Source organism: Oceanihabitans sediminis, from assembly GCF_003337215.1.
Taxonomy (GTDB): domain Bacteria; phylum Bacteroidota; class Bacteroidia; order Flavobacteriales; family Flavobacteriaceae; genus Oceanihabitans; species Oceanihabitans sediminis.
This window is the reverse complement of sequence record NZ_QPIG01000005.1, coordinates 227,144-244,467: the sequence shown is the minus strand read 5'-3', so window position 1 is coordinate 244,467 and position 17,324 is coordinate 227,144. Positions and strand designations below refer to the sequence as shown.

20 protein-coding genes and 1 pseudogene are annotated in these 17,324 nt (G+C 31.6%); 16 read left to right on the top strand and 5 right to left on the bottom strand.

The annotated features are described in order from the left end of the window. Positions 1-249: 249 nt before the first annotated feature. The 3 genes from DU428_RS12525 (at position 250) to DU428_RS12515 (ending at position 1,456) form a co-directional block, all read left to right on the top strand. Positions 250-840 (top strand): hypothetical protein, encoded by a 591-nt coding sequence (locus DU428_RS12525; RefSeq protein WP_113966851.1) that lies wholly within the window; start codon positions 250-252, stop codon positions 838-840. A gap of 74 nt (positions 841-914) precedes the next feature. Beyond that, entirely contained in the window at positions 915-1,157 is a 243-nt protein-coding gene (locus DU428_RS12520; RefSeq protein ID WP_113966852.1) for a type II toxin-antitoxin system ParD family antitoxin, read from the top strand. After that, positions 1,154-1,456 (top strand): type II toxin-antitoxin system RelE/ParE family toxin, encoded by a 303-nt coding sequence (locus DU428_RS12515; RefSeq protein WP_113966853.1) that lies wholly within the window; start codon positions 1,154-1,156, stop codon positions 1,454-1,456. Before DU428_RS12520 ends, DU428_RS12515 begins: the two co-directional genes overlap by 4 nt. Before the next feature lie 179 nt (positions 1,457-1,635). Here the strand turns inward: DU428_RS12515 and DU428_RS12510 are convergent, their stop codons facing one another. Together DU428_RS12510 and DU428_RS12505 are read right to left on the bottom strand one after the other, a co-directional pair. Then, positions 1,636-2,112, bottom strand: a complete 477-nt coding sequence (locus DU428_RS12510) for a transposase (RefSeq protein WP_113966854.1) — start codon at positions 2,110-2,112, stop codon at positions 1,636-1,638. Between the two features lie 210 nt (positions 2,113-2,322). Beyond that, positions 2,323-2,694 carry an IS110 family transposase gene (locus tag DU428_RS12505; protein ID WP_165839164.1) on the bottom strand — a complete coding sequence of 124 codons (372 nt, stop codon included), beginning with the start codon at positions 2,692-2,694 and terminating at the stop codon, positions 2,323-2,325. A 799-nt stretch (positions 2,695-3,493) separates the two neighbouring features. Between DU428_RS12505 and DU428_RS12500 the strand changes: the two genes are divergently transcribed. The 4 genes from DU428_RS12500 to DU428_RS12485 all read left to right on the top strand — a co-directional run bounded on the left by DU428_RS12500 (position 3,494) and on the right by DU428_RS12485 (position 6,441). Then, positions 3,494-4,663, top strand: coding sequence for a hypothetical protein (locus DU428_RS12500; RefSeq protein WP_114436861.1), 1,170 nt, complete (start codon positions 3,494-3,496; stop codon positions 4,661-4,663). 12 nt (positions 4,664-4,675) lie between these two features. Further along, on the top strand, positions 4,676-5,305 hold the full coding sequence (locus DU428_RS12495; protein WP_113966865.1) for a DUF6705 family protein: 630 nt from the start codon (positions 4,676-4,678) through the stop codon (positions 5,303-5,305). A gap of 163 nt (positions 5,306-5,468) precedes the next feature. Further along, positions 5,469-6,005 (top strand): DUF1697 domain-containing protein, encoded by a 537-nt coding sequence (locus DU428_RS12490; protein ID WP_113966864.1) that lies wholly within the window; start codon positions 5,469-5,471, stop codon positions 6,003-6,005. 4 nt (positions 6,006-6,009) lie between these two features. Continuing rightward, on the top strand, positions 6,010-6,441 hold the full coding sequence (locus DU428_RS12485; protein ID WP_113966863.1) for an SRPBCC family protein: 432 nt from the start codon (positions 6,010-6,012) through the stop codon (positions 6,439-6,441). A 44-nt stretch (positions 6,442-6,485) separates the two neighbouring features. Here DU428_RS12485 and DU428_RS12480 read toward each other — a convergent pair whose 3' ends face one another. Next, complete coding sequence (locus tag DU428_RS12480) at positions 6,486-7,457, bottom strand: IS110 family RNA-guided transposase (protein ID WP_114436859.1); 972 nt, start codon at positions 7,455-7,457, stop codon at positions 6,486-6,488. Positions 7,458-8,677: 1,220 nt separating this feature from the next. Here DU428_RS12480 and DU428_RS12470 point away from each other — a divergent pair. The 3 genes from DU428_RS12470 (at position 8,678) to DU428_RS12460 (ending at position 11,034) form a co-directional block, all read left to right on the top strand. Continuing rightward, the gene (locus tag DU428_RS12470) at positions 8,678-9,220 is read left to right on the top strand and encodes a DUF6252 family protein (RefSeq protein ID WP_072353367.1); all 543 of its coding nucleotides are present in this window, start codon (positions 8,678-8,680) and stop codon (positions 9,218-9,220) included. Positions 9,221-9,306: 86 nt separating this feature from the next. Beyond that, positions 9,307-10,023, top strand: coding sequence for a hypothetical protein (locus tag DU428_RS12465; RefSeq protein ID WP_072353366.1), 717 nt, complete (start codon positions 9,307-9,309; stop codon positions 10,021-10,023). Positions 10,024-10,080: 57 nt separating this feature from the next. Next, complete coding sequence (locus DU428_RS12460) at positions 10,081-11,034, top strand: Fic family protein (protein WP_072353368.1); 954 nt, start codon at positions 10,081-10,083, stop codon at positions 11,032-11,034. A 44-nt stretch (positions 11,035-11,078) separates the two neighbouring features. Here DU428_RS12460 and DU428_RS12455 read toward each other — a convergent pair. Next, positions 11,079-11,669, bottom strand: a pseudogene (locus DU428_RS12455) (IS110 family transposase); the annotation flags it as partial. A gap of 363 nt (positions 11,670-12,032) precedes the next feature. On the opposite strand from DU428_RS12455, the gene DU428_RS12450 reads away from it, so the two are divergent. The 3 genes from DU428_RS12450 to DU428_RS12440 all read left to right on the top strand — a co-directional run bounded on the left by DU428_RS12450 (position 12,033) and on the right by DU428_RS12440 (position 13,973). After that, on the top strand, positions 12,033-12,335 hold the full coding sequence (locus DU428_RS12450; RefSeq protein WP_113966646.1) for a DUF4298 domain-containing protein: 303 nt from the start codon (positions 12,033-12,035) through the stop codon (positions 12,333-12,335). A 272-nt stretch (positions 12,336-12,607) separates the two neighbouring features. Then, a complete protein-coding gene (locus DU428_RS12445; RefSeq protein ID WP_243633536.1) occupies positions 12,608-13,348 on the top strand; it encodes a helix-turn-helix domain-containing protein in 741 nt (246 codons plus the stop codon). Between the two features lie 82 nt (positions 13,349-13,430). Continuing rightward, positions 13,431-13,973 (top strand): carboxymuconolactone decarboxylase family protein, encoded by a 543-nt coding sequence (locus DU428_RS12440; RefSeq protein WP_072352718.1) that lies wholly within the window; start codon positions 13,431-13,433, stop codon positions 13,971-13,973. Positions 13,974-14,247: 274 nt separating this feature from the next. Here DU428_RS12440 and DU428_RS12435 read toward each other — a convergent pair whose 3' ends face one another. Then, the gene (locus tag DU428_RS12435) at positions 14,248-14,526 is read right to left on the bottom strand and encodes a winged helix-turn-helix transcriptional regulator (protein ID WP_207802374.1); all 279 of its coding nucleotides are present in this window, start codon (positions 14,524-14,526) and stop codon (positions 14,248-14,250) included. Between the two features lie 157 nt (positions 14,527-14,683). Between DU428_RS12435 and DU428_RS12430 the strand changes: the two genes are divergently transcribed. From DU428_RS12430 to DU428_RS12420, 3 genes are all read left to right on the top strand, one after another. Beyond that, positions 14,684-15,196 (top strand): VOC family protein, encoded by a 513-nt coding sequence (locus DU428_RS12430; protein WP_072352720.1) that lies wholly within the window; start codon positions 14,684-14,686, stop codon positions 15,194-15,196. Positions 15,197-15,371: 175 nt separating this feature from the next. Further along, complete coding sequence (locus DU428_RS12425; protein ID WP_113966644.1) at positions 15,372-16,181, top strand: class I SAM-dependent methyltransferase; 810 nt, start codon at positions 15,372-15,374, stop codon at positions 16,179-16,181. Positions 16,182-16,667: 486 nt separating this feature from the next. Beyond that, on the top strand, positions 16,668-17,240 hold the full coding sequence (locus DU428_RS12420) for a cupin domain-containing protein (RefSeq protein WP_113966643.1): 573 nt from the start codon (positions 16,668-16,670) through the stop codon (positions 17,238-17,240). Positions 17,241-17,324 lie beyond the last annotated feature (84 nt).

The window sequence follows — 17,324 nt, the reverse complement described above, 5'->3', positions numbered from 1 at the left end:
GGGGATTTTCAATGTTGACGAGATCAAAGTCTCTGCGTATATAATAACCTTATTCCTCTCCTTTGTTCTTTCTTATTTATAGGTCTTAATTTAGTGTTTTTATTAAAATGCTAACTTAAGCCGTATAAAATTAATTGCTAGTGCAAGCCTACTTACAAAAATCCTCGCGGATTTTCTATTCGGTTTGTATTTGCTAAATTAGGTGCTTAAAACACGCAACTAATCTTATACAAGACCGTTAGGGCACATATGAAAAACAAACTACTAATATTAATGTCTTTAGCTATGATGTTTGGAATTACTTCCTGTAGTCGCAGTTATAAAATTGATAAAACTGATTTTTCACTTATCCCATACAATGGAAAAGAAACTCTCGTGTTTAAATCGACTGAAAACAAATTTGACACTATTTTTTTAAAAGGATTTGAACAATATTCTGCTGGTTCAGACCCATTAGCCTTTTTTCCTGATAAACATGAAATCTATCGTTTAAAAAGTATAGTTTCCGACCCAAATTATGACAGATACCTTAATGGAAAAAGCATAATCGAATTAACAGCTGGACAAGACGAAACAATAATCTGGTTTGACATTTTGATGAAAGAATCTCGGTTTTATGGAAAATATATATACTCAAAAACGGAATTTGACAGTGTTCCAATTTCCAGTTTAAATATTGACAGTAAGACCTATGACGATGTTAAAATTTTTGAATCAGATGGCTCATATGAACAAAGGGACAATTATACGGAAAGATTTTATTGGAGTTTAAGTCAGGGCTTCCTCGGACTTGATAAACGAGAAACTGAATGGCGACTGATAAAAAAATACGTGCCCTAATAATATACAAAACCGTTGTATGCAATTTGGCTAAGTTACCAAGATTTGGTATATTTGAATAAAATATAGTCAAAATGGGAAAAAACACATCAATATCACTCGGAAATCATTTTGAGGATTTTATAAGAGAAGAAGTAAACTCTGGAAGATATGGTTCGGTTAGCGAAGTAATTCGTTCTGCCTTGCGTTTGTTAGAACGTGAAGAAAAAAAGGAAAGAGAACTGATTAAAGCTCTCGAAGTTGGAGAAAATAGCGGATTTGTTGAAAACTTTGACCCAAAACAACATCTGAGAGAATTACATCGTAAACACTTATGAGTAAAAACAAATATCGCATAAGTCAGCAAGCTATTGAAGATTTAGATAAAATTTGGATTTACACCCTTAATAAGTGGTCTAAAGAACAAGCTGACAGATATTATGACTTGATAATTACGGAAATTGAATTTATTGCTGATAACTTTATGACAGGAAAGTCAGCAGAACAAACTCGAAAGAATTATCGAGTGACCAAAATAAAATCACATCTGATTTATTATAGAAAAGTGGAAAATGATATCGTGGAAATTGTTAGAGTTTTACACCAACGAATGGACATTAAAATACGACTGAAATAAAAAACTGCATACAACAATGGCTATAAGTAATTGCTTGTTCTCGCTTACTTCTGAAAATCCTCGCGGATTTTCAGTTTGGTGTTTACTTGCAAAGTTTAGTGCTAACCCACGCAACTATTCATAGGTACTGTGTTAAATAACAAGTAATTTAATTAAAATTTTTTAGGAAGTATTTTATGTTAAACCATAATGCTATCCTGCGCAGCAAGAGCTTTTGGTTCTTGCTGCTTTTTAATTTCATATTCTGGATCATAGTTAACTTCATTTTTCCATAATGTATACATTAAAATCAATAATTTCCTTTGAACTGCTATCAAAGCAACAATAGGTTTAGCTTTATGAGGCTTTAATCTTTGGTAAAACTGTTTTAAAGTGGGATTACAACGTACACAGGTCATTGATGGCATATGAAGGACCGCTCTTATATGACTATTTCCTTTTTTACTTATTTTAGTTTTACCTTTAAAACTTCCCGATTCTCTTAAAACTACATCATAACCCGCAAAACTCGTAAGTTGTTTTGCACTTGTTATAGACTCAAAACCTAAAGTTTCACCAATAACTGTAGCTGCTGATATAAATGATATACCAGGAATACTTTCTAAGTACAGAATACGGCGTTTTAAAGCCGTTGTCTTAGATACCAATGCTTGCATTTCTACTTCTATTGCTTCTATCTGTGCCTTGATAAGATGTAACCTCGCTAAATGACGCTTAGAAGCTTTTGAGCTAGAATAACAACTAGACTCAATAGCTCCTTGTCTATTATTTTCTGCATTCCTATCTTTTAAAAGAGAACTACGCTCTCTACTAAGTGCCTTTAACTCTTGTAGCTCCTTGCTTGGAGGTCTCCAAGGTCTTAGGCTTCATTCAAGCCCCAACATACTTAACATTCTGCTATCTAAAGCGTCTGTCTTTGATCGCTGATCTAAACTCTGCGCATATCTCTTTACCCTTCCTGACTGCATAACACTAACTTTATAGCCTTGGTTATATAAGTATTGACAAACCCCTTGGTGATACACTCCAGTGGCTTCCATCAAAACTACAAGTTCGACATTATTATCCACTGCTTTCCTTATCCAAGAGACCATAACCTTAAACCCTGATAGGTCATTATTAACATCGGAATGACCAATAAACTCTTTTTCAAGATTAGAGTTTAGAACTCCCAAGCATATTGATAAATTGCTTTTGGATACATCAATTCCCAAACATTGTTTTAGTTTTTTATTCATAATTTTATAGTATACTACAAGATTAATTTTCTTTACCATCTTTGCTCGCAGTTGATACGATCTCAAGTATAGGATCTAGGTACTGTTCAGACTCTAAGAAAATTATAGAAGGGTGGGATTTCTATGAAACGATATCACTCTTTGTTTGTGTATCTAGCCGAGACCTCTCTATCCCTTCTATTTTACTTGTATTGTTAGTCAGAAATTTACTATTTTTAATTCCTAATAACTAAGGTGTCGTAAACATACGAGCCGAGACCGTTGTGGTTAATTTACCACGAAAATCAAAATTTTAACTAACCTTAAAACCCAACGGTATGAAGAAAAAAAAATTAAAAAACTACCTAAAACTTGGAATTCTACTCTTCGGGGTTTCCATTTTTTTATTGCTTGTCAAAAAGAAGAACTATACCAGCAAGATGCAATAACCACAACGGAAACGTCTTATAAAGTTATTTCACTAAACGAAATAGAAAAATTAAAACCTGTAGTAAATAATATAAAACAGGTTAAACCTAAAATTGCTGCTCTTAACCGTAATTTTAGTTCCTTCCTTCCTTCCTTCCTTCCTTTAGAAAATATTGATACTTCTAAAGTTATACAATACACTAACGAAACGGGGTTTTCTACCTATACTTTTAAGATTGAAAGTGAACAACCTAACACTATTAATTTTGAAAACTTACATCTATTAGAAACCGACCAAGGTTATATTGGATATATTTTAAGTTATGAGCCAGATGAAATTTGGTATAATGATGTAGATAACTTTACACCCGAAGGAGATCATGTGTTTAATTTGAAAACCTACCAAGGTTATATTACTAAATACTCCTTGGAAAGAGAGGTAATTTGGAGTAATAACCCAAATGTTCAAAACAATATAGCTTCCAGAACCACAACCCTATGCACTATTAGTATTGTGGAAGAATGTTTTAATAAATATTCAGGTAACCCAATAGGTGCTTGTCACCCGAGAGGACCTAGATGTAATGGGCCATTTAATACCGTAAATGTAGAAACATGTATAACATTGCCGGGAGGCGGCTCAAATACAGGTAATGAAGGAGAAGGAAATTATGTTGGTGGCAGTAATACTAACGAAGACGACTGCCAAACCTCTGGTACAAATATTCTTGACGGACAACCTATAGCAGGTATTGGTGGGGATTGTGCTCCTAATGCTGAAGTTGGTGTTAAACCACCTACAGGAGATAACGCCCCAACTGAAGATGAAAACAATGAAAACCATGAAGAAAACTGTTTAGAATTAAATAGATTAAGTGCTTCTGCTTATACTCAAGTTGCATTTTCAGAATTAGAAAGTTCTTTATCCGAAGATCATGAAACAGGGTTTGCATTTAAGCTTACCAACACCTTTCCGTTTATAGAAACGCCAATGCCACAATTACAAACTGCTGGTTATGATAAATTAAAAAACCCAACAGCACCACTTTATTATGCTGTAATGCATAATCACTATATTGGTAAATTCGAGATGTTTGGTCATGGAGACATACACTCTTTATACAGTTTATCGCAAACTTTTAATTTCGATTTAGCAAACACAATAGACGAAAATGGTACAGGAATTGGAGACCCTTTTACTTACGATATTTCACAAATAACATTATTTATGACTGTAAGAAATAATACCTATGCTATTAAAATTGAGGGTATTACTAAATTAACCTCTATTCAAGAGCATTTTGTTAATAAGAAAACTATTGAAAAATTTAAGAAAGAATTAGAAAAAGTGTATTATAATGTTCATTCGAATCCAGAGCTAGCTAACCAAAATGATTTAACAAAAGCCTTTTTAAAGTTTGTAACAGAAACTTACGATTTTGGTATTTCTTTATACAAAACACCAAATAACGACATTACTACAGGAAGCTCTAATTGGGAAAAATTAACATTAGACCCAACAGACACGGATGATGGCATAAAAGAAACACCTTGTAATTAAAATTCAAATATTATGAAAAATTTATTATACTCCTTATTATTTACGTTTACAGCTTTATCATGTAAAGCACAAAACCCTATAATCTCTTTATTCGATGGCAATGAATATTTAAAAACTGAAAATGCTTATTATAAAGACACTTACAATGATTTTGATAGATTTGTAGGTACTTGGAAATTTACAGACGGTAATGAAGAATTCACTATGATTTTAAAAAAGAAAGTACAACATCAATTTACATACATTAATAGAACTTATTATGAAGACACAATGTATGGAGAATACCAATATATAGACGAAAATGGTAACGAACTTGTTAATACATTATCTAATATAGACAATACTGTTACTAATATATCTGAACATAAAATATTTGGAAGTTCAATTATCCCTTATAAATTTTTACCCAAATGTGAAGACTGTTTATCTGATGAAAGAAGATTAGAGTTAAGTATTACAGATCCAAATAGAGAATATTTAAATACTAATATTGTTTTAAGAACAATTCCTAATCTTACAAATGCTACAATTAATGATATAGAGTTAAAATTAACGTTAGATTATTCTATTATTCCAGATGGTGCACCTACATTACCAAGAGTTTTAGAATATTATACAATCTATAGATTAATTAAACAATAAAAAACTAACCACAACCACGTATATAAAAAATAGCAGTTAAGAGTTAAACTTTAAGTTTATCTCTTTTCTGCTATCCTTGTTTTTAATCCGAAAATCAGCACGTATAAATCTACTACATTTTATATACAAAACCGTTGGCGGTAATTAAAACAGAACTTTCGCAATGAATAGAAAAATCGGAATTTTAAGAGGAATAAATGTCGGAGGAAAACGAAAAATCCTAATGGTTGACCTAAAATCAACGTGCGAAAAATTGGGGCTGAAAAATGTAACAACATACATTCAAAGCGGAAATCTGATTTTTAATTCCGACAAACCAAATTCCGAATTGGAAAACGAACTTGAAAAAGCAATTACTGAAAAATATGGATTTGATGTTCCTGTAATAGTGAGAACGGAAAAAGAACTTGAAAATTCAATAAACAACAACCCTTTCTTTGACAAAGACACCGATATTAAGCAGCTTCACTTGACCTTCTTAAAAGAAAAACCGAATATGGAAAACCTTGAGAAAATACTAACTTTCAAATACGAACCTGACAAATTCCAAATTGAGGATAAAGACGCATTTATATTTTGTGCAGAAAAATATCACGAATCCAAATTGACCAATAACTTTTTTGAAAAACAACTGAAAGTTGGTGCAACAACAAGAAATTGGAAAACTGTAATGAAATTATCGGAACTAAGTAAAAATTAAAACAATGGACAAAAACCTTATAGCTTCAAGCAATATCAACATTCAATCGACACCCAAAAAAGTTTGGGATGTTCTCACCAATCCTGTAAAAATCAAGGAATACTTGTTCGGAACGGAAGTTATAACTGATTGGAAAATTGGAAGTTCGATTATATTTCAAGGAGAGTATGACGGACAACGATACAAAGACAAAGGGAACGTAATCGAGAACAAGAAAAATGAGTCGCTTAAATACGATTATTGGAGCGGATTTTCAGGATTGGAAGATAAGCCAGAAAACTATTCTTTGGTAACTTACAAAATCGAAAATTTGGAAGACAACTCTGTAAATTTCACTTGGCACCAACAAGGATTTTCAAGTGAAGAGGGAAAGTGCCATACCGAAGAAGGATTAAATGCAATGCTTGAAAAAATAAAAGAGCTTGCAGAAGAATAACTACCGCCAACAAAGTACTGTGGTAAAAAACAAGTAAAAAAGCATTAATTTCTCACCAAAGAACTTCTGTAACTATCCTCATATATTAGTCCAGATTTAGCAATAGCAAAAGCTTGTTTTAATAGCTTATTGCATACTGCAATTAGTGCTAATTTTTTACTTTTTCCTTTAGCAACTAATCTCTCATAAATATCCCTACAAGCTTTATTGTATTTGCAGGCATTAAAACTGCACATAAATAATAAGTTTCGAAGTTTTTGGTTCCCCATTTTACTTATTTTACTTCGGCCAGTTACACTGCTGCCGCTTCTTTTTATTACTGGAGTCCATCCTGCATAACTACACAATTCACTACCACTTTTAAATCGTTTAAAACCATCTGTGAGAACCACCAACATTAGGGCTGTTTTGTTTCCAATACCTGGTATGCTTTTTAATCGGGTTAATACTTCTTGATGCTCTTGTTTAACTAAAATCAAAAGTTTGTCTTCTAGCATTTTTATTTCTTTTTGCAATTGCTTCAAACTACGTTTTAAAGAGCTTACAACTGCTTTACTAGGGTTTCCTAAAACAGATTCACCGTGTAATTTATTTTTAATCATGGTGCTTTGTTTTGTATATATAGCAAGGAGTCTGGTTATTTGAAGGCACTCTGTTTGGTGCTTAGAGTTACCTTTCCAGAGCTTTAATTCGACTTGTTTGGCATATTCACAGATCTGTTTAGCATCGCTCTTATCGGTTTTGATTTTAGACAATTTCATCTGTATAAAGCGTTTTACTGCTAAAGGATTTTCTACAGAAACTCTAATACCTGACTCTAACAAATAATAAGCTAATTGGTAATGATAATATCCAGTAGCCTCCATGACACAATGGCTATCTATATCTAATATTTTTGCAAACTTTTTAAATCCAGAAAGGGTGTTTTTAAACTGGTAAAAGTTGCCATTAGAGTCTGCAACATCAAAAACCAAATGGCAAATGTCAATGCCAAAAAATTTAATATCTTTATTCATAATAAAATGATTTTTGAAAGGACGTCTACGCGAGTTTCAACGACTTAAAAGCGAGGTCTAAAAGCCTCATAGAACTGTACGAAATCTGTGTAGAAACCGAAGAATGAGGTTCTTGAATACCTTTAAAAGACATATAAAAAAATGAACAAAAAGGAGAGGGGATTTTCAATGTTGACGAGATCAAAGTCTCTGCGTGTATAATAACCTTATTCCTCTCCTTTGTTCTTTCTTATTTATAGGTCTTAATTTAGTGTTTTTATTAAAATGCTAACTTAAGACGTGTATAGCTCATTGCGGCTGAATTCCTTAATCGGAATTCATTGCAATTTGCTATCTTTCGGTTACAGCGGAAAATCATAGCTGATTTTCCGCAACGAGCCATACACAAAACCGTTGTGAGCAAGCTGAAAAAACAGTATAAGAATAAATGGATTCACTTAAACTGATATTAAAAATAATTTTGACTCCCTTTTTATCAGTTTCGATTCTGTTCTTTACTGAATCGAGTTTATTCTTATATCCATTGATTTTCAGTATAATATTGTCTCTGTCGAATTATAACTTATTCCGATTTCACTTGCCTATTGGATTCTTTTTGGGAATTGTTTATTCGTATTTAGCTTTTTTTGTAGGGTATTTCGGATATGGACTTTTTTATAAAATAATTGAATTCATTGGAATTACGAATGATATTACAATCGGAGAATGGTTTTATACCGATTTAGCTTTTTGTATTGCTGTTTTCATCATAGCACCTTACTTAACTATGCATCTTCAAAAATTACTTTTCAAGAACACTAAAACAAGATTGACTTATTGGATAATGTCAATCACAACATTAGTATTTGTTTTGATTAGTTTCATACACAGTGAACAGGACGTGAAGAATTTTTTCAACATAATAAATTTATGGCAACTGATTATTATGTTTGGATTACAACTTATTATAAATCAAAAAGCAATAACTGAAAAAATAAAAAGTGGTAATAAAAAGCCAGCTCACAACAATGTATAACCGCAATTACGGCGGATTCGACTACGTCCGAATCCACTCGGAATTGCTAACGTCTGTGCCAAACCGAAAATAAACGCTAATTTAACCCGTAACTGACGGTTATACGAAACCGTTAGGCACAAGGCGTGAGCAAGTTTACGGCTGAATGAAAAGAAGAAAGCAAACCTTACAACTGAAAATTATATCTTTATAAAAAAACAAAATCATGAAAAAACTACTCTTACTTTTAACAATTACACTAACATTAAGTTGTTGTAATAAAGACGATGATAACAATACAGAAACCCTACCACTTGCAACCCAAACAGGTGCAGGCACATTTGCTTGTAAAGTAAATGGACAAAATTTTATAGATACCAGTGATGGATATTTTAACTGTTTTTACCAATTCACAGGAGGAGAATATTATTTTTCAATAAGTGGAGAAGATCAAGATTACAAAAATTCTAATTTACCTTGGAGTATTTCATTAGGAACTGTTCATAAAACAATTAGTCAAGAAGAAACATTACAATTATTAGAATCAACAGATGGTAATGCTTCTGGAGTGGCTTTCTTCACATTTTCAATAAACAATAGTGAATCTTCTTCTACAAACTCCCAATTCACTGGAGAACTTACAATAACCAAATTAGATTTTACAAACAATATCGTTTCTGGTACATTCTGGTTTGATATTGAGCACCCTGTTACTGGAGAAACCGTTGAAATACGAGAAGGTCGTTTTGACACCTTATTTACACAATAACAAAAAAACCGTTTTGCTGGAACAAAACGGTTATTATAATGCTAAACACAAAAAATCATGTCTAACAAAAAATCAATTACAAAATTATGAAAAAATTTACGTTTTTTATTTGCTTTGCATTTATATCTCTGCTACTAAATGCACAAACCGAAGTTAACAACAATTGGAAAAATCAAATTAATCCCATTTTTCAAGGTTTAAACAAAAACAATGTTCCTAATGCCATTTTATTGGATTACGCTATGGAATTTACCAACATGCCTGCTTACAATGGCACATTAACAGATAGTACTTATGTAGATGCTAATGTTTTAGGTAATATTTACAAAACTCTATTTATGGGTAAAGTAACCACAAGCACACAATATTTTCCTAAACTGGAAGATATTGCTAGCAATTGGGTAACGCAACGTCAAAATTACAATCAAACCGATAAAAGTACTATTGTGCTTACGGGATTATATTACAAATACTCAACGTTAAACCCAAATGCTTTAAATACCAATAAAATAAAGGTTATTGGTAACAAATATTACGACAAATATATAAATGGTATTTGGCAAAACCCATATCTAACTAAACAAACTGTTGCTTTTGCTTCTCCTGTTAACACCTATAATAAAAGAAATTTTGGAGTTGTCTTACCTCAAAACTTATTGTTAAGTAACAGTTCTAACACTATTCAAAGTATTCAAGTAAATTTTAATGATGGCAATGGCTATAAAACATTATCAATTGGTCAAAAAATCTATGCTAATTATGCACAACAACGTTGTGCCCAATTAAAAAAATCCGTTTCATAACATAATTCAGATTAAATGATTGTATCTTTGATAGTATCAAATGATAGTATCAAAAAAATGAAACCACCTTACGAAATAACATCTTCTATTTTAAAATTAATAACCTCTATTTCAGAGAAAATAGGAGAAGTAAATGCTAATTTATTAAACAGACCTTCACCTAAATTGAGAAAACAGAATAGAATCAAAACTATTCATTCTTCGTTAAAAATAGAAGGAAACACGCTTACAGAGGAACAAATTACTGCACTTCTTGAAAACAAAAGAGTTATTGGACCTAAAAAAGATGTTATTGAAGTTTTAAATGCAATCAAAATCTATGAAAATTTAGAAGATTACAATCCTTCTAATGAAAAATCTTTTTTAAAAGTACACCAGAACTTAATGGAAGGTTTAATCGAAAATTCTGGAAAATATAGAACTCAAAGTGTCGGAATTGTAAAAGGCTCTAAAGTTGAGCATTTAGCACCACCATTTGAAAATGTGCCATTCTTAATGAAAGACCTTTTTGAATATTTGAAAAAGTCTGATGAAATTGAATTAATTAAAAGTTGTGTTTTTCATTACGAAATGGAATTTATACATCCATTTTTGGATGGAAATGGAAGAATGGGAAGATTATGGCAAACTTTAATTTTAATGGAAAAATATCCAATATTTGAGTTTTTACCTTTTGAAACTTTAATCAGTAATGACCAGGAAAAATATTACAAAGCTTTGGCTGAAAGTGATAAATCTGGAAAGTCAACTAAGTTTATTGAATATATGCTTAACGTAATTGACATTTCAATAAGTCAATTATTAGATTTTAATAATCGGACGTTAAATGAAAAAGATAGATTAGAATATTATGTTTCATTAAATAAAACAGAATTTACAAGAAAAGACTATATGGATATTTTTAAAGACATTTCTTCAGCAACTGCAAGTAGAGATTTAAAGAAAGGATCTGAATTAGGCTTATTTGAAAAAATTGGAGAAAAAAATAAAACCATCTATCGTTTAAAATAACTGGGCACAACAAAGTACTGTGGTAAAAAACAAGTAAAAAAGCATTAATTTTTCACCAAAGAACTTCTGTAACTATCCTCATATATTAGTCCAGATTTAGCAATAGCAAAAGCTTGTTTTAATAGCTTATTGCATACTACAATTAGTGCTAATTTTTTACTTTTTCCTTTAGCAACTAATCGCTCATAAATATCCTTACAAGCTTTATTGTATTTACAGGCACTAAAACTGCACATAAATAATAAGTTTCGAAGTTTTTGGTTCCCCATTTTACTTATTTTACTTCGGCCAGTTACACTGCTACCACTTCTTTTTATTACTGGAGTCCATCCTGCATAACTACACAATTCACTACCACTTGTAAATCGTTCAAAACCATCTGTTAGAACCACCAACATTAGGGCTGTTTTGTTTCCAATACCTGGTATGCTTTTTAGTCAGGTTAATACTTCTTGATGCTCTTGTTTAACTAAAATCAAAAGTTTGTCTTCCAGCATTTTTATTTCTTTTTGCACTTGCTTCAAACTACGTTTTAAAGAGCTTACAACTGCTTTACTAGGGTTTCCTAAAACAGATTCACCGTGTAATTTATTTTTAATCATGGTGCTTTGTTTTGTATATACAGCAAGGAGTCTGGTACACGTTCGCTCAATAAAAATTCTGTAAACAGCTACCCCTGATATATCTTTTTTCCTTGCATATCATTAAGTTAATAATTTATATTGCGCGTTTATAGCCTTTGTAGTAAATTTATCAACAGAGTTGTGCAACAGGCATAACATCTATAATTAATTGCTTTGGCAAGTGCTTATTTGGAAAATTCCTTCGGAATTTTCTCTGGCACGTTTTTGTTTTCTAAATTAGGTGCTTAAACACGCCACACACGGGTACCACAATCTGGCAAAGCAAACCTTACACAAAACATTGTTCAATTTATTAACAAAGTAAAGCCAATCTAAATTTTAGATTTGCAAAATGAAAATCACAAATATCTACGTATGAAGAATATAATAGACCGAATTACAAAAATGGAAACCATTTTAGACGAACTTACAGTAGTAGTTGAAAAATCTGATAAAGCAATGAATGAACTTACAGACTCTTTAAAAGATTTAGAGACGTTAAAGAAATATTATGAATCGCAATATATGAAAGATGTTATGGCGGAGAAGAGGGGGGAGGTCCCACAAGACCTTAAACGAGGAGTTTTAAGTGAGGATGCTGTGCATATGCTACTTACCGATTTGGTTGAATTATCTTTTAAAATGGAAAAATTGAGCAATAAAATACGGGGGTTTTAATGTGTAATTACGAAATTAGTTTAAAATAAATATAAAACGAATTGAATAAGATGTATATGAGCTATTGCTATTTTTGAGATTGGTTGAAAATACTTTTAGATTTGCTTAGCTTATTTTTTTAATAGATAGAAACGGAAGTGCAGAGCCCACAGTTCTTATAAAATTATAGAATTTTGAAATTTACTGGTCAGAATAATGAGTACATAGAGATTGTTAGCATTGACAAAACAAATGCCAAGCTATTGAATGAATCAAAGAAAAGTGCATTGTGCATGGTATGGTTTAAGGAAGATGGCAATAAAATAAATATCGATGCAGTTGATTATGTTTTTAATGCAAATGAAATTATAAGTCTTACTGAATTTCATACCATTAAGGTAGAAGCAATCTTAGATGCTATTTTAATTCGTTGGAATAGATCCTTTTACTGCGTTGTGGATCATGATAGTGAGGTAGGTTGTAAGGGTATTTTATATTACGGAGCATCGACTGTACCTATTATAAAACTTGACGAAAAGCACATTGATATCTTAACAACTCTGTTTAAGATGCTATATATCGAGATGGAGTCCAGAGATAATTTGCAATTAGAAATGTTGCAGATGATGTTAAAACGACTGCTTATCTTATGTACTCGTCTATACAAAGATCAACATCTAGTATCTAAACTTAGGACGCAAAGTATTGATATCATCAGAGAATACAATTATTTGGTAGAACAGCACTTTAAAACGAAGCATACTGTAAAAGAATATGCACAGTTATTATTTAAATCTCCAAAAACACTCTCCAACTTATTTAAAAAGTACGGAGATACAACACCTCAACAATTCATTCAGAATCGGATAATGTTGGAAGCCAAGAGGCTACTAACATATACCGACAAAACTATTTCAGAAATAGGTTTCGAATTAGGTTTTTCAGACGTTCAAGCCTTTAGTCGGTTTTTTAGTAAACAAGAAGGGGTTTCTCCTCAGAAATTTCGTAATAGGGAAGTATTGCCAACTAAGTAGGTAGTTTTGATTATCTCCCAACTCTTGTCCTGGTTTACATTTGCACTGTAAATAATTTGTAAATCAATTAAAACAGTATATCATGAAAAATGTAACAAAAATTTCAGTACCAACAAAAAGTGATGTGAATGAAAAAAGCCAAGTGCTTTTCAATCAGTTACAATCTCAATTGGGAATGGTTCCTAACTTATATGCTACTATTGGTTATTCTAGTAATGCATTAGAAAACTTCTTAACATTTTCAGGAAATGCGGGGAAGGTGACTTTTTCTAATAAGGAAATAGAGGCTATTAAACTTGCTGTATCTCAAGCGAATAACTGTATCTATTGTAAATCTGCACATACAGCTATTGCCAAAATGAACGGATTTTCTGATGCTGAGGCGGCGGAGCTTAGAAATGCCACCATTGCTGATCCAAAATTAAAAGTACTTACTGCTTTGGCAAAACAAGTTGCTCAGAAAGCAGGTCATGTTGATGACGAAATTAGAGAATCATTTTTTGAACTTGGATATGACGCAAAAGCACTAATGGACTTTATCGCTGTTGTAATCGCTATTACGTTTACGAACTATGCGCAAGCCTTGACAAAAGTAGATGTAGATTTTCCTTTAGTAGAAAACTAAAAAAAGTATTTGTTCCAAATTTAATAAAATGTAAGCAGGGGTAAACAAAAATATTATAATGCAAGAAATTTATTGCCATTGCTAATATTGTAAATAAAAGCCATATTGATTTGGGTTAATACCCCAGTCATTTTGGCTTTTAATTCATTGTTTTTATTAGACCTACTTAGTAAAATCTTATCGGATTCCCTTTAAGTAATGTGTTTGCTATATTTTGTGCTTTACCAAATAGTAATCTTAGGGATATAGATAGCAAGTTTAAAAGCGGTGGGTTTTATTCATTTTGATCATCTTTTAACCCCCAATTATCTAAACTTCTTAAAATATTTTCAAGTGATTTACCTCTAGTCGTTAGCCTGTATTCTACTTTAGGCGGTACCACAGGAAATACCTTTCTGGTAATAAGTCCATCTTTTTCTAAATCTCTTACTGTTTGCGTAAACATTTTGTTGGATATTCCTGGTATTTTCTTTTGTAATATTCCGGAACGTAAACTTCCCTCTAATAAATGAAATAGTACTAAAGGTTTCCATTTTGTCCCTATTAAATTCATTGTGTAATTCAAGGGGCAGCTATTATCTTTATTCAAAATTCAAATTTTATATAGTTGTTTATCAGTATTATACTCGTTTGGGTAACTATGCTACTTTTTGGTAAGTTATTGCTGATGAGGCAAATATAAGTTAATTTTGCAGTCTAAAATATAAGTAATGACAACAAATAAAAATTATCCAAAATCATTTTCTCATATCGGTATAACCGTTCCAGATATAAAAGAAGCCGTAAAATTTTATTCAGAAGTAATGGGCTGGTATATTATTATGGAGCCTTCTATAGTTAAAAAGGAAAAGGAAACAGCTATTGGTAAAATGTGCATGGACGTTTTTGGTAACGATTGGACCAGCTTTGAAATTGCTCATTTAGCAACTTCTGATGGTATTGGAATAGAATTATTTTCATTTCCGAATGGTATTAAGGAAGCTCCCGAATTTAATCCTTTTCATACAGGTCTTTTTCATTTTTGTGTACAAGATCCAAATATTGAAGAACTGATTGATAAAATTGTGGCTTATGGAGGTAAACAAAGAATGCCAATTAGGGAGTACTACCCAAAAGACAAGCCTTTTAAAATGTGCTATGTAGAAGATCCATTTGGAATTGTATTTGAAATCTATACGCATAGTTATGAGCTAACCTATTCTTCAGGTGCTTATTCTAAATAAAAACTAGTTGTAAATAAAATGCTAGTTTGTAAAATAAATAAAACGCAGTTCTAATAGTAGATGATTTAGTAATGCTACTATAGTTATTATTTTACTAAATTACATGTGTAAAGTTATAAGCAATATTTCAAGTGCTTAGATATTTACTTTATTGTATTTTGAAACAAGCATAAAAATGGACAAAGAGAAGAATTATATTGAAATTAATAGGCAATCATGGAATAGCAAAACCGATACGCATTTAAAATCAGCGTTTTATGACCTAGATAATTTTGTGAAAGGGAAAAGCTCCTTAAATACTATAGAGTTAGACCTTCTAGGAGATCTAAAAGGCAAAACGATTTTACATTTACAGTGTCATTTTGGGCAGGATACCATTTCTTTAAGCCGGCTTGGTGCAGAGGCAACGGGTGTTGATTTCTCTGATAAAGCCATCGATAGCGCAAAAGAGCTTGCCATAAACACTCATGCAGCAGCAAGTTTTATTTGTTGTGACATATATGATTTACCAAAGTATTTAAACAAACAATTTGACTTTGTATTTACTAGCTATGGCACTATTGGTTGGTTGCCAGATCTTGACAAATGGGCAAAAATTGTATCTAAGTTTTTAAAACCTACGGGGCAATTTATATTTGTAGAATTTCATCCAGTGGTATGGATGTTTGATGATAATTTTAAAAAGATCAAGTATAGATACTTTAACTCAGGGGCTATTGTGGAATCTGAAAGCGGCACATATGCTGATAAGAGTGCCGATATTACTCAAGAATATGTAATGTGGAATCACAGTTTGAGCGAAGTAATGCGTAGTTTAATTAAAAACGGACTAGAGATAAAAGCTTTTATAGAATATGATTATTCTCCTTATGACTGCTTTAAAGAAACTATAGAATTTGCACCAAAAAAGTATAGGATAAAACATTTGAAAAATAAAATCCCAATGGTTTATTCTATAAAGGCCGAAAAGAAAAGTAATAGCTAGTTTATTAGTTTTGCGCTAAGTCAGGTAGTTTTAGCATATAACTTTATGTTCATCCATCTTACAAAAGAACTCTTTGAAGAAAAGAAAGGTTTTGGAATCGTAACTTCTTTTGATTTGATAATGAAATAAAAAAAGCATTCTATATTTAGAAATAGATGTTGTTGTTTGTATCGAGGTGTATGTGGATTTTCTTACAGAATATTGAAATTGGCTAATCGTTTCTTGTTTAACATAATTAGGAAAAATAAGAGTTTTTTGTACAATGTAGAGTTGCAGAGGGAGTGTAAAAACTAATTAAAACAGGAGGTGGTATATGAAGCTATTAGTAGCGCCATTTAAAAATTGTTTCCAGTTTCAATCTATGAACAAAAATCTTTTCATTTTACTTTTTGGTTATTATTTGCTAACTTAGATGTATTAATACGCTTCAAATCATAACCATATTTATTGAAATAAATAAATGTTAATAATTTAAAAATTCATATTATGGAGCGTAAAGATTTCTTAAAAAAGTCAGCAATTGGAATTGGAACATTGTCGATTATACCAATTTTTAATGCATGCAAATCTGAATCAACAAGGAAGAGTGATGTTAAGTCTTTAAAAACGGTAGGAGCTATTTTACAAAATCCTAAACTTGTTACAAAAAGGGAAAGTGTTAAATTAAACGTTTTGGGAGACAATCAAAGCATCAAGTTGACAGGCGAAGATACTAATGGTCAGTACGCTTTAATTGAGCAGAACAATGAACCGGGAATTGGAATTCCGCCACATGTTCATGAAAACGAGGATGAGGTTTTTCAAGTATTATCTGGTCAAGTGTCTATGAGTATTGGTAATAAAACTAGCATTTTACAAGCTGGCGACTTGGTTTTCTGCCCTAAAGGTGTTCCGCATTCGTGGAAAGTTGTTGGGAAGGAAAATGCCCGAGCTATGTTGAGTATTTTTCCTGCTGGTTTAGAGGTTATGTTTATAGAATTAGCGGAGTTAGCTGCTGGACCAACAGACATGGAAAAAGTGAGTGAAATATGTGGGAAATATAATTTAAGATTTGTTTAAAAATACGGTTACTAAGAAAGTACCGTGGTTAAAAAAGTAATAATATATTACCTTTTCTCCAAAGTATTTCTGTGACTATCCTTA